Annotated in this window: 11 protein-coding genes; 6 read left to right on the forward strand and 5 right to left on the reverse strand. The window is 63.5% G+C overall.

Going from position 1 to position 13,140, the window contains the following annotated elements:
• Positions 1–5: 5 nt before the first annotated feature.
• Positions 6–1,754 (reverse strand): potassium/proton antiporter, encoded by a 1,749-nt coding sequence (locus ACLIIZ_RS16845; RefSeq protein ID WP_416693936.1) that lies wholly within the window; start codon positions 1,752–1,754, stop codon positions 6–8.
• A gap of 245 nt (positions 1,755–1,999) precedes the next feature.
• Here ACLIIZ_RS16845 and ACLIIZ_RS16850 point away from each other — a divergent pair, with 245 nt between their 5' ends.
• The 3 genes from ACLIIZ_RS16850 (at position 2,000) to cysN (ending at position 6,034) form a co-directional block, all read left to right on the forward strand.
• The gene (locus ACLIIZ_RS16850) at positions 2,000–3,649 is read left to right on the forward strand and encodes a methyl-accepting chemotaxis protein (protein WP_416693937.1); all 1,650 of its coding nucleotides are present in this window, start codon (positions 2,000–2,002) and stop codon (positions 3,647–3,649) included.
• A 184-nt stretch (positions 3,650–3,833) separates the two neighbouring features.
• Positions 3,834–4,763 (forward strand): sulfate adenylyltransferase subunit CysD, encoded by a 930-nt coding sequence (gene cysD, locus ACLIIZ_RS16855; RefSeq protein ID WP_121458453.1) that lies wholly within the window; start codon positions 3,834–3,836, stop codon positions 4,761–4,763.
• Entirely contained in the window at positions 4,763–6,034 is a 1,272-nt protein-coding gene (cysN, locus tag ACLIIZ_RS16860; RefSeq protein WP_416693938.1) for a sulfate adenylyltransferase subunit CysN, read from the forward strand. The genes cysD and cysN overlap by 1 nt, the downstream gene beginning before the upstream one ends.
• Positions 6,035–6,253: 219 nt before the next feature.
• Here cysN and ACLIIZ_RS16865 read toward each other — a convergent pair whose 3' ends face one another.
• A complete protein-coding gene (locus ACLIIZ_RS16865) occupies positions 6,254–7,918 on the reverse strand; it encodes an RNA-binding domain-containing protein (protein ID WP_416693939.1) in 1,665 nt (554 codons plus the stop codon).
• 475 nt (positions 7,919–8,393) lie between these two features.
• Between ACLIIZ_RS16865 and ACLIIZ_RS16870 the strand changes: the two genes are divergently transcribed.
• Positions 8,394–9,224, forward strand: a complete 831-nt coding sequence (locus ACLIIZ_RS16870; protein WP_416693940.1) for a response regulator — start codon at positions 8,394–8,396, stop codon at positions 9,222–9,224.
• Positions 9,225–9,249: 25 nt separating this feature from the next.
• Positions 9,250–10,113, forward strand: a complete 864-nt coding sequence (locus ACLIIZ_RS16875) for an HDOD domain-containing protein (RefSeq protein WP_416693941.1) — start codon at positions 9,250–9,252, stop codon at positions 10,111–10,113.
• Positions 10,114–10,123: 10 nt separating this feature from the next.
• On the opposite strand, the gene ACLIIZ_RS16880 is transcribed toward ACLIIZ_RS16875, so the two are convergent.
• From ACLIIZ_RS16880 to ACLIIZ_RS16890, 3 genes are all read right to left on the reverse strand, one after another.
• Positions 10,124–10,492 carry a DUF302 domain-containing protein gene (locus tag ACLIIZ_RS16880; RefSeq protein WP_416693942.1) on the reverse strand — a complete coding sequence of 123 codons (369 nt, stop codon included), beginning with the start codon at positions 10,490–10,492 and terminating at the stop codon, positions 10,124–10,126.
• 58 nt (positions 10,493–10,550) lie between these two features.
• Positions 10,551–10,877, reverse strand: coding sequence for a thiosulfate sulfurtransferase GlpE (locus ACLIIZ_RS16885; protein WP_416693943.1), 327 nt, complete (start codon positions 10,875–10,877; stop codon positions 10,551–10,553).
• A 149-nt stretch (positions 10,878–11,026) separates the two neighbouring features.
• The gene (locus ACLIIZ_RS16890; protein WP_416693944.1) at positions 11,027–12,319 is read right to left on the reverse strand and encodes a PAS domain-containing protein; all 1,293 of its coding nucleotides are present in this window, start codon (positions 12,317–12,319) and stop codon (positions 11,027–11,029) included.
• 128 nt (positions 12,320–12,447) lie between these two features.
• On the opposite strand from ACLIIZ_RS16890, the gene ACLIIZ_RS16895 reads away from it, so the two are divergent.
• A complete protein-coding gene (locus tag ACLIIZ_RS16895) occupies positions 12,448–13,140 on the forward strand; it encodes a DUF599 domain-containing protein (RefSeq protein ID WP_416693946.1) in 693 nt (230 codons plus the stop codon).

Below are 13,140 nucleotides of genomic sequence, written 5' to 3' on the forward strand. Positions count from 1 at the left end.
CTGCCTCAGTCTTCGAGCAAGGGCAGCGCCACCGGGCATTTCAGGCCGATCCCGGCAATCCTGCCATCGTCGCCCATGGCGCGGACGACCAGCACGAAGCCAGCGATGCCGACCCGGTCGCCGACCACCGCCGGGCGGCCGAGACGCTCAAGCAGGACGACATCGAGCCGCTGCCCGGCCTCGCCGTCGGCAAGCGCAAAACCGTAAGCGGCGGCAAGATCGCCGGCCAGGCAATCCGGTGCTACCGCGAATTCGCCGAAAAAGCTGAGGTTGCGGCCGATATCCAGAGTCGCCGCGCCGAACAGGCGCGCCAGTCGCTCGACGGTCGTCTCCGGCGCCAGGAACCAGACACCGTCGCCGGGACGCAGGCGCAATTCGCCGCCCATCTCGAGCGCCTTGCCGTCACGCACGGCGGCGATGCAGCGGACTTCGCCGCTGGCGAATTCCGCCGCCAGATCGTCGGGATGGCGGCCTTCCGCCGCCGAGCCGGCGGCGACCCGATATTCGAACAACGGCAGCGCCGCCTCCTCGCCGACCCAGACTTCGCGCCGGTCATGCGGCTCGTCGGCCGGCGGCAGTTCGACCTTGAGCAGCCGCGCCGCCGCCGGAATGGTCGCCCCCTGCACCAGCAGCGACAACAGAACGACCGAGAAGGCGACGTCGAACAGCAGCCGGGAATCGGGCACCCCCATCACCACCGGGAAGATCGCCAGCACTACCGGCACCGCGCCGCGCAGACCGACCCAGCTGACGAAGGCAAGCTCGTTGCGCGTATAGCGGAAAGGCAGCAGACCGATCATCACCGCCAGCGGCCGCGCCACCAGCATCAGGAACAAGGCCATGGCCAGCGCCTCCCAGGCGTGATCGGCGAGGTGCGACGGCGTCACGAGCAGGCCAAGGACAACGAACATGCCGGCCTGGGCCAGCCAGGCGAGCCCGTCCATCACCCGCAACACGTGCTCGGTGGCGTGACTGCGCCGGTTGCCGACAATCACCCCGGCGATGTAGACGGCGAGCAGGCCGCTGCCGTCGAGCAGGTTGGCGGCGCCGACGATGAGCAGGCCGCCGGAGAGGATCAGCAGCGCATACAGGCCTTCGGCCAGGTTCAATCGGCGCAACAGGGCAGCCAGAATCTTGCCGCCGACCAGGCCGAAGAGCAGGCCGATCCCGGCCTGTTTCAGCAACAGCACGGCAAACGCGGCGACCCCGGCGCGCTCGGGATGAAGCAGGATTTCGACCAGCACGGTGACCAACAGGATGGCCATCGGATCGTTGGAACCGGATTCGATTTCCAGCGTGCTTTTGACCCGCTCGTTCAACCGCACGCCGCTATGACGCAGCAGGGCGAACACCGCCGCCGCATCGGTCGAGCCGACGATGGCGGCGAGCAGCAGGCCGAGCCGCCAATCGACGTCGAGTACCCAGGTGGCAAACACGCCAAGCAGGGCGACGGTACCGATGACCCCCCAGGTGGCGAGCACGGCGGCCGGCTTCAGGGCTACGCGGAAGGTTGCGGCATCGGTGCGCAAGCCGCCGTCGAGCAGGATCACCGCCAACGCCAGTTGGCCGACGAAGTTCGCGGTGAAGAAATCGCTGAACAGGATGCCGCCCGGCCCATCCTCGCCGGCAAGCATGCCGACGCCGAGGAACAGCAACAGCAGTGGCAAGCCAAGGCGGGCCGAAACGGTGCTGGCAAGAACACTGATGAAGAGCAGCAGGCCAGCCAGCAGGAACAGGGTGCTGATCGTTGTCATAGCCCGAATTTATCACAAGGGTATCGGCGATTTTGTCGCGTTTTGGTTACCGGGAATCTAGGGGACAGCGGCAATCTATCGGAGGGAGCGTGGTCTGTATCCCGACGCCATCACCGCACGGCAAAGGAGCAACAGCGCTCGGCGAAGCGAAGCCGGAACACAAATTTATCAAAATCGATTGAACCAACAACCAGCCGTCAACGTCTGTACAATTCAGCAAATTCGCACACAGGAGGAGTATTGCGATGCGCATCCAAATCAAGCACAAGCTGTTGATCCTCGTCGCCGTCGCCGTACTTGCCCTGCTTGGTGTCAGTCTCTTCGCGCTGGGTCAGGCCACCAAGCTGCACGATGAACTCGAAGAATCGATCGCCCGCAGCGCGACGATGATCGAAGCCATCGACGGCGCCCGCAGCGCCCAGGTCAGCTTCAAGATCATGGTCCAGGAGTGGAAGAACACCCTGTTGCGCGGCAAGGATCCGGAAGCCTACGCCAAGCACCTGAAAAGTTTCGATGCCGAAGCCGCGCTGGTCCGCGAACAGCTTACCCGGGTCGCCCAGACCGCCGCCGGCCTCGGCGTCGCCCAACGCCTGAAGATCGAACAGGTAACCGCCACCTTCAGCCAGTTGGCGCCGCGCTACCATGAAGCACTTCGCCAGTACGACCGCAACAGCAGCGATCCGGCGAGCACCGTCGACAAACTGGTACGCGGCATCGACCGTGAACCGACCAAGGTCATCGACGATCTGGTCGACGAGATGCAGAAAATCTCGACCGAACTGCAGGCCAGCAACCGCGAGCGCGCTGACGAAGTCTATTCCTCGGTCAGACTGGGGCTCGGCGTCTTTGCCGTCGCCGCCCTGATTGTCCTGCTGACGCTGGCCTTGCTCTTCATCCGCTCGATCATCGGACCGCTGGCCAGGCTCGAATCGACGATGACTCACATCGCCGGCAGTGGCGACCTGACGCACCGCGCGGCGATCATCAACGAGGATGAAATCGGTCGCATGGCGCGCGCCTTCAACTCGATGATGGAACGCCTGCAGCAACTGATCCGCGAAATCAACGCGGCCAGCGGCGAAGTCGCCAGCGCCTCCGAACAACTGGCGCACACCTCCGGTGCCCTGGCCGAAGTTTCCGAACACCAGGCCAACGCTGTCAGCAGCAGCGCCGCGGCAATCGAGGAGCTGACGGTGGCGATCACCTCGGTTTCCGAAACCGCCCGCGACGTCAATGCCCAGTCCGAGGAAAGCGTCGCCCAGACCGCGCTCGGTACGCGCAAGGTCTCGCACCTGGTCGACGAGATTCGGCGCATTCAGGACAACATCAATGAGATTGCCCGCACCGTCGATGATTTCGTACACAGCACCCAGGCGATCACCGACATGACCCGCGAGGTCCGCGACATCGCCGACCAGACCAACCTGCTCGCCCTCAACGCGGCGATCGAGGCGGCGCGTGCCGGCGAGGCCGGGCGCGGTTTCGCCGTGGTCGCCGACGAAGTGCGCAAGCTGGCCGAGAAATCGGGCAAGTCGGCGGTCGAGATCGACCAGCGGACGCGAGTGATCATGGATCAGTCCTCGGCCGTGCAGACTGCGATCGCCGCCGGCGAAGCGTCGATCCGAACCAGTAACACGCTGGCCGGCGAAGTGGAGGATGTGCTTCAGGGCTCAAGCCAGGTTGTCGAGCGTGCGCGCTGTGGCGTCACCGAAATCACCGATTCGGTCGCCGAACAGAAGATCGCCTCGACCGAGATCGCCCAGAGCATGGAACGGATCTCGAACATGGTCGAGGAAAACAACGCCTCGACGCAAAGCATCCGCCAGTCGACCAGCGACCTGCATCGCCTGTCGGAACGCCTGACCGGCCTGATTGCCGGCTTCCGCGTCGCCTGAAACGCCCACGCCGCCGGCCGATGAACGGCGGCGGCATTTCCCCGCTTCGTTCGTCAACACCGCGGACGGCGTCACGACCAATTTATTCAAAAACAGAATAACAAGATGCGCTCATGTTCTTAATTGAATATTAAGCGCTTGCTACAATGCGCTCCATTCGACAATCCCTGCGGATTACCCAGCAATGACCCAACGCAAGACACTCTCCCATCTCGACTGGCTGGAAGCCGAAGCCATCCACATCATGCGCGAAGTGGCCGGCCAGTGCGCCAACCCGGTGCTGCTCTTCTCCGGCGGCAAGGACTCGATCTGCATGCTGCGCATCGCCGAAAAGGCCTTCCGCCCCGGCAAGTTCCCCTTCCCGCTGATGCACATCGACACCGGCCACAACTACCAGGAAGTGGTCGCCTTCCGCGACAAGCGCGCCGCCGAGCTGGGCGAGCGCCTGATCGTCCGCTCCGTTGAGGATTCGATGAAGCGCGGCACGGTGGTGCTGAAGCACGAAGGCGAATCGCGCAACAAGCACCAGTCGGTGACGCTGCTCGAAGCCATCGAGGAATTCGGCTTCGACGCCTGCATCGGCGGCGCCCGCCGCGACGAGGAAAAGGCCCGCGCCAAGGAACGCATCATGAGCTTCCGCGACGAGTTCGGCCAATGGGACCCGAAGAACCAGCGCCCGGAACTGTGGAACCTGTACAACGCCCGCAGCCACAAGGGCGAGAACATCCGCGCCTTCCCGATCTCGAACTGGACGGAAATGGACGTCTGGCAATACATTGAGCGCGAAAAGCTGGAACTGCCGAGCATTTATTTCGCCCACACCCGCCCGGTGGTCATTCGCCAGGGCGCCATCGTGCCGGTCAATGTGCCGCTCGTTTCCGGCGAGCTGACCAACCTGCCGAAGGCCGGCGAACAGATCATCGACAAGCTGGTGCGCTTCCGCACCGTCGGCGACATCTCCTGCACGGCACCGGTCGAGTCGGACGCCGACACCGTCGAGAAGATCGTCGTCGAAACCGCCACCACCACCATCACCGAGCGCGGCGCCACGCGTCTGGACGACCAGACCAGCGAAGCCTCCATGGAACAACGCAAGAAAGAGGGTTACTTCTGATGAGCGCCCATCAAGTTGAAGATCACGGCCTGCTGCGCTTTCTGACCTGCGGCAGCGTCGACGACGGCAAGAGCACCCTGATCGGGCGCCTGCTGTTCGACACCAAGACCATCCTCGCCGACACCCTGAACGCCATCGAGAAGACCTCTCAGAAGCGCGGCCTCGGCGCGGTCGATCTCTCCTTGCTCACCGACGGCCTGCAGGCCGAGCGCGAGCAGGGCATCACCATCGACGTCGCCTACCGCTACTTCTCCACCGGGACGCGCAAGTACATCATCGCCGACGCGCCGGGCCACGAGCAGTACACCCGCAACATGGTCACCGCCGCGTCCACCGCCAACCTGGCCATCATCCTGATCGATGCGCGCAAGGGCGTGCTGACGCAGACCCGCCGCCACTCCAAGCTGGCGTCGCTGGTCGGCATCCCGCACCTGGTCGTCGCCATCAACAAGATGGACCTGGTGGATTACTCGCAGGAAACCTACGAGAAGATCAAGGCCGACTACCTCGCCTTCGCCGCCAAGGTCGGCATCGACGACGTGCGCTTCATCCCGCTCTCCGCGCTCAACGGCGACATGATCGTCGAGCGCGGCGAACAGCTCGCCTGGTACGACGGCCCGACCCTGATGGAAATCCTCGAAGCCGCACCGGCCGCGCACACCGAGCACGACGAGCCCTTCCGTTTCCCGGTCCAGTACGTCTGCCGCCCGCAGGATTCCGCCAACCCCGAGCTGCACGACTACCGCGGCTTCATGGGCCGTGTCGAATCCGGCAGCATCAAGGTCGGTGACGCCGTCACCGTGCTGCCCAATGGTCTCGAATCGACGGTCAAGGCGGTGCAGATTGGCGGCGTCGATATCGGCGCAGCCTTCACCGAACAATCGGTGACGATCCTGCTCGCCGACGAAATCGACTGCTCGCGCGGCGACATGATCGTCAAGACCGCCGAAGCCCCGGCCGCCGTCAAGGAAATCCGCGCCACCGTCTGCTGGCTGGCCGAAGCCCCGCTCGACCGCGCCCGCACCTACCTGATCCGCCACACGACGCGCGACTCCAAGGCCAAGCTGACCGGCATCGACCACCGCCTCGACGTCAACACCCTGGAAAACCTGCCCGCCGACAAGCTGGCGATGAACGACATCGCCGAAGTCACTTTCAAGCTGGCGCAACCGCTGTTCGTCGATCCCTACACCGAGAACCGAGGCACCGGGGCCTTCATCGTCATCGACGAGAGCAACAACAATACGGTCGGGGCCGGGATGATCCTGTAAGGAAGCTTCCAAAGCCAGTCCGAAAAGTCAAACGCCTCCTTCACGGAGGCGTTTGACTTTATTCTCAAAAAAGCACATTACGCAGCCGAGTCTATTCGGCTTCTCTGCATTCGTTAGCGCCACTGACACAAAAGAACACAGAAAATTTGTTTAATAACAAAAACTTAAAAATTTTATTCTGCATTTATTCTGCAAAAACCGTCTTTTTATTCTGCACATTCACCAGCCCCTTACCAAGCGCCATTCCGGTGCCTTACGCGAACCTGTGTTGACGATTTTTCCCGCTCGACGCAGGTTAGTCAGCAAATTGCCGATCTTGTTGAGCTTTTGAGCCTCATCCAAGCCCTCGCTCAACTTGCTCAGCAAGAGATCATTGACTTCTTCTCTCGTCGCTTTGCCGAATCTCTCAAGATAATCCGTCAGCAACTTGGCGTAGAAAACATCATCCTGCGCTCTCGTCCTGATGTAAGTCGCCTTTTCAGCAGTGACTCCAGCCACCAGCGCCGAAACATGCAGATTCGGCTTGCGCCCCTCGACCAAGCCGGCCCGGCGTAGATGATCGACCATCGCCTGATCCAGCGGCAGGCGTTTCTGCACCCGGTCCAGCGCCAGAATGTCAGCCAGCGGCAGATCGGTTTTCTGCATCAGCACCCGGCTGTAAGCCGGATCGACGACTCGGCCATGCACCGTCATCTTCACCACGCCTGCCTCGCTCAGGTCGTAATCCGGCATCGGAAAATAGCGCCGTGCCTGCCCCAGATGCATTTCGTGGATGCCGTAACCCATGGTGTCGATCATGTTCAATTCGGCCATCGCCTGCGCCAGATACGGGTTGCGATAACGGTGCGGCGTCTTGTTGCCGCTGATGTAATCGGCCGGCTGCCCCTCGAAAAAGCTGCCCTCGTTCTCGAAAATCAGCCGGTCCGGCTGTTCGACGACGACGATCCGCCCGTTACGCCGGTAATCCTGATGCGCGATGCAGTTATGCAAGGCTTCCAGCACCACCTTCTGGTCATACTTGGCCACCTCGACGGCGAGCAAGGCATCGTCGGGCAGGATGCGCACCTTGGTATTGCGCACCTTCTGGTACAGCGCCGTGGTATTCAACAGGAAAGGCGGGCCGAAATGCTCGTAGTCGCGCTCAACGCCTTCCAGCTTCCAGGTCAGTTGGGCCGGATGCGGCAGCAGCAGGTACGCCGACTCGCGCTTGCCCAGCAACAGCAAGGCCGCCCGGGTGACCCTGCCATCCTGCGTCAGGCGGGCACGGTCGAGAAAGCTTGCCAGCGGCCAAGCCATCACCTCGTCGGCAGCAAAACGGTTGGCGTATTTGCGGGCAAAGGAGGCGCGTGCAATCGCCAGCGCTTCGCTATCCAGATGCTCGACGCTCGCCCCCGCCACCACCTGTGCCGACCAGTCTTCCGCCAGGGTCTGCTGGCGAATCTCGTCGAGCTTGTCCAGTCCGAGCGGCATCAGGCTTTCCCCGGCCCGCGCGTAGTAATGCCCTTTCCAGGCAATCGGCATACCGCAGGGTGCGGCGGGAATCTCGAACAACACCACCCGGCCGCCGGCATGCTGCAACACATGGATATCGCGAAACGTCACGCTCGGCTCGGCACTCTGCGCCACCTGCATCTTCAGGCCTTGCAGCCGCTCCGGCTCCGACCGGTAGGTCGAACCGACCACCGCCCGCGTCTGGTTATCGACCCCGAATACCAGCCAGGCGCGCTCCAGCCCGCGCAGATTCGCCTCGTTGGACAAGGCCGAGAAATACTCGCCGATCCGGTCGGTATCGTAATCCTTGGCCACGCGCTTGAACTCTACGACTTCATTTTCCCAGGTCGCGATCAGTCCTTCCAGCACTGTCCCCAAAGCAATGACTTTCATCGCTGACTTCCTTCACGCATCCTGATTCACTCCATCCCGGTGATCAAGCGCCTTTTCAGGTGCGCTCCAATCAGGCAGCCAACGCTAACGATGAATCCCATGGGGACTTTGGCTGAGCAATTTATTCGATAGTCTTTTATCACAGTATTGATCCGAGCCGAAACATCCAGAACTTGCATGTTCGATCACAACCTCGATTCATCATTCCGGGACTTGCACAGCAAGGCGGCAAACATGGCCGCCTGCGCTCGCCTGACGGCAAAACCATCTTGTCCGTCCCCTGCACACCTAACGACCGGCGGGCCTTCATCAAATTCTCATGCGACGTCAAACGAGTCATCAAAAACAGTAACGCAACCGGCACGGCATAAGGAGTAGCGAAAAGGCCGAAAGAACAAGAGCCACGGGGCATTTCGCCCTGCCATTCCGCCGCTTTCGCGGTTAACATACTGTGAAATTCCTTGCCACAATCGCCATGAACATCCTGATCGTCGATGACAATGCCTCAATGCGCAGCCTGCTGGCTACCCTGCTTGCCAGCCAGGGGCATCAGGTCGTCGGGCAACTTGAGGACGGCAACAGGGTGATCGAGGCGATCCGCCGCACGCGGCCGGCGGTCGTCTGCCTCGACTACCTGCTGCCGGGGCGCGACGGGCTCGACATCCTGGCCGAGATCAACACCGGTTTTCCGGAGATCGACGTCGTTTTCATGACCGCCAGCGAGGACGAGGCAATCGAGCAGCGGGCGGCCGATTACGGCGCCGCCGGCTTCCTGCGCAAGCCCTTCGGGCAGAAGCAGGTGCTCGACGAACTGCAGCAGATTGCCGCCGCTCGGCAGGCGGCGCAAGCCGGCAGCGACCCGGATTCCGCGCCGGCTGCAGCGGCAGCAGCAACGGCAGCGCCAGGCGCCCCGACACCGGCGCCGCGCCGGGAAAACGGCGGCCGGCCGACCGCCGTCATCGTCGACGACAACGGCTCGATCCGCCTGCTGCTCAAGGGCGTCGTCACCGAACTCGGCCTCAACGTCGTCGCCCAGGCGGCGAATGGCGAGGAGGCGATCCGCGCCGCCCTGCAACACCAGCCGCAGGTGCTCTTCCTCGACGTCAACATGCCGGTCCTCTCCGGCGTGGAAGCCTTGCCGAAAATCCGCGCCGCCAGTCCGGAAACGGCCGTCGTCATGGTCACCGGCGACACCTCGCGCAAGCTGGTCGAACAGGTTGCCGCGCTCGGCGCGCGCGGCTACGTGGTGAAGCCGATCCGCCCGGCCTATGTCGAGAATTTCCTGAAGAGGTTGTTCACCCCATGATCGCACGCCAGGAAGGAAGGTCCGCATGACCCTGATGATCGATTTTCCCTTCCCCGGCACCGCGGCCTGGGTGGAACACTTCAAGGAAGTCGAGCTGCCGATCCTGCGCCTGACCTCGACCCGCCTGGCCGAACTGCGCGACAGCGCCGACGTCATCAACACCCGCGAGCTGGCCAACATCATCGTCCACGACCCGCTGATGACGCTGCGCATCTTCCGCTTCATGAAGGAAAACCGCTCGCGCAGCCAGAACGCGGAGATCACGACGATCGAACGCTCGCTGATGATGATCGGCACCCAGCGCTTCTACGACAGCTGCCAGGACCTGCCGATCATCGAACATCAGCTCAAGGGCTACCCGAAGGCGATGCTCGGCCTGCTCAAGGTCATCGCCCGCTCGCGCCAAGCGTCGATCTGGGCCCGCGACTGGGCGTTGCTGCGCCAGAACACCCGCTTCGAGGAAATCTCGCTGGCGGCGCTGCTCCACGATTTCGTCGAAATCCTCATGCACTGCTTCGCCCCCAACCTGGCGACGACGGTGCGCGAGCGCTTGGCATCGCATCCCTCGCTGCGCACGCGGGCGGTTCAGGAAGAGGTCTTCGGCGCCCCGCCGCAGGAAATCATGCGCGAACTGATCGGTCTCTGGGGGCTGCCGGAACTGCTGCTGTCGCTACTCGACCCGGCCGACGCCGACATCGCCAACGTGCGCAACGTCAATCTCGCCGTCGACCTCGCCCGGCACACCGCGACCGGCTGGCAGAACCCGGCCCTGCAGGACGATCTGCCGGCGATCAGCGAACTGGTACACCTCGACCGCGGCAACCTGCTCGAACGCCTCGGCGCCCCGGAAGAAATGGTTCTCGCCGCGCGCGCGACAGAAGGCGGCTGAGCCGGGCGGCTCAGCGCATTTCGTCGACCAGTTGCAGCAGCCGTGCTGCGCCTTCGTCCAGAGCGCGTTGCAGGCTTGGGTCGGCGACCGGCGGCTGGCGCAGGAAACCCAGGCGCGTAACCCCGTTCTCGGTGTAGACGGCGAGCCGCCAGGGCAGGAAGAGCCCGGCGCGCAGGTCGTCGCGGAGCATTTCCTCGGCCTGCCGCCAGCCGACGATGTCGTAGATCGCGTAATCCTCGTCGAAGCCGTTGTCGCGGCGCGCCAGCGCCGCACCGACATCGTGCACGGCGAGCACGGTCAGCCCCAGACGCTGTACCGCCGGCTCCAGTTCGAAGAGGATTTCCTGAAATGACTTGCTGCTTTCGACGACGTGGTACACGGCCCGCTCCCCGACAAAAACCGGTGCGCACTGTAGCCGATTGCGCCGGCCGCGCCAATCAGCCGGCGAGCGCGGTGGCCAGTCGTTCGTAACCGCCGTCCACGCTGTAAACCCGCGTGAAGCGGAAGTCGCAGAACATCTGCGCGTAAACCTGGCTGGCGTTGCCGTGGTAACAGTAGATGATCAGCGTCCCGTCCCGGGGCAAACGGCCGAGCCAGGCAGCCACCCGTTCCATCTGCAGATGCATAGCACCTTCCAGATGGCCCTGGCGATAGCTGGCCAGATCGCGCACGTCGAAAACTGTGGCAGCGGCTTCGCTGCGGATCATCGCCGCCGCGGCGGCGGGTGAGATGCATTGGTAGGTCACGGGGTCACTGGGGCGCATGCGGTCTACGGGCTGTTGGAATGCCTGGACCAAGCAAGAGCGACGCCAGCCCGGGCGGACCGGATCTGGTGCCGGCGCCGTCTTCCTCGCTCCGTTTTCTGTCGCTTCGCCGACAAACTCGCGGCGAAACCGACAACGGGAGCAGCCACTCAGGCGAAGCTGCCGAGGCGACGGGTGATGCCGCTGAGAACCTGATGAAAATCGCCTTGCCCTGACTGTGCTTCGAGCAGGGCATCGAGTCCGTCGCGAACGGTGGCGACCAGCTCACTTTCCTGCTGATCGGTCAAACCGAGATGGACGAACAGCTTCTCCAGGCTTTCTTCCATGGCGTGGATCGCCAGGCGGCTGCCGGTCAGCGACGATTGCTGGCGCTTGTCCAGTTGACCGAGCAAATCGCGGATCTCGTCGAGCGTTCCGGCGATCAGGCTCTCCCCGGCCTGCCGCCCCGTCTCGTTGTGCAAGGCCTGCAGCCGCGCCTCGGCGGCCTCGGCGAGCAGCGTGACATTGTCGCGGATACGCCCGGCCCGCTCGTCTTCGCCCTGCGGCAAATTGGTCAGCAGAAGTGAAATTTGCGGGAAGTTGACGACCATCCGGCGGTGGAAATTGACGATCCGCCCCATCTCCGCCAGATGCCGGAAAATCGCCTCGACTTGTGGTTCTCCTGCCGGCAGGGTGCATGCCACCCCGCCCACCGGACGGACCTGGACCGCCCCTTCCAGCCCGTACTTGGCAAGCGCGTCGAGAACGACGCCGGCCAGGCGCTCCGCCGTCGCACTCTCGTTGAACCCCTGCATTGCGTGCAGCAGCACGCCCATCTCGCCCATGCTGCTCATCGCCGAAAAAGCGACGTTGTTCGCCGTGCCGACGCGCTCCTCCAGTTCGCAACGCTCGCGCAGCAGGTCGACCAGTTCGGTATTGCGCTGCTGCAGTTCCTCGGTACGCAACGCAACCTGCTGTGCCAGTTCGTCGCTGTGTGCCTGCAGCCGCAACTCCGCCTGCTTGCGCCCGGTGATGTTCTGCAAGGTCTCGATGGCGCCGAGCAGTCGGCCGTCCGGGGCATACAGCGGCGCGGCGGTGAAATACAGCCAGCAGCCGCCATCGCCCAGCACGGGAAAGAAGCCTTCGGCCTCGTAAGCTCCTTTGACGATCTGCGAAGCCTGGCAATGCCCGGCTTCGTAGCAGGCCATCGCCTGCTCGATCTCACCGGCGACGATGTAATCGGCAAGGATCGGTCGCGGCGCCGGGTAGAAACCTCGCCAGTGATCGCTGCTGCCGATCATGCTCGCCGCCGGCAACCCGGTGACCAACTCGCAGGCCCGGTTCCAGTGGGTGACCCGGTGTTCGCTGTCGATGACGAAGGTCGCCACGGGGGTCCCTTGAACCAGGGCCTCGATGCCGATCAAGTCCGAGGCACTTTCGTGGGCGTTCGCCAAGTCACTCATGAATCAACTTAATTAACAAAAACGACGCTATTGTAAATCAACAACTCAAAACATCACTTTTGTTTTTTGCGCCATTTCACCTCTGATCACCTCCCCTCGCCGAACCGCCCTTGTGGCAAACTGGCGCCATGCACGCCCTGCCCCACCTCTCCACGCTCGACTGGCTGTCGCTGACCGTATTCTTCGCCTGCTGGGGAGGCTACGCCTGGTTTTCCGAGCACAGCGCCGGCGGTGCCGGCGGCCTGATCCGCACCAGCCAGCGCTACCGCCTCGACTGGGCCTACCGCATGCTGGAGCGCGACGTCCGCGTCACCGACTCGACGCTGATCGGCAACCTGATGACCAGCGTCTCCTTCTACGCCAACACCACCATCTACATCATCGCCGGCCTCGTCGCCGCGCTCGGCGCTGCCGACCAGTTGCTCGGCTTCGCCGCCGACCTGCCGTTCGCCGGGCCGGGCAACCGCGAGCTGCTGGAAATCAAGCTGATGCTGGTGCTCGCCAGTTTCGTCTTCGCCTACTTCAAGTTCACCTGGTCGCTGCGCCAGTTCAACATCCTCTCCATCCTGGTCGGCGCCGCCCCCACCGGCAGCGCCGGCGACCCCGCGATCGACCGCTACGCGCGGCGGGTGGCCGGCACCAACACGCTGGCCGGCGACGATTTCAACCGCGGCATCCGCGGCTATTACTTCGGCCTCGCCGCCGCCGGCTGGCTGCTCCATCCGCTGATCCTCGGCGGCCTGGCGCTCGCCGTCTGCGGCATCCTCTACCGCCGCGACTACCGTTCGGCGGCGCTCGCCGTACTGCGCGACAACGCTTGA

This window comes from Azonexus caeni, assembly GCF_048146105.1.
In the GTDB taxonomy this organism is placed as follows: Bacteria; Pseudomonadota; Gammaproteobacteria; order Burkholderiales; family Rhodocyclaceae; genus Azonexus; species Azonexus aromaticus_B.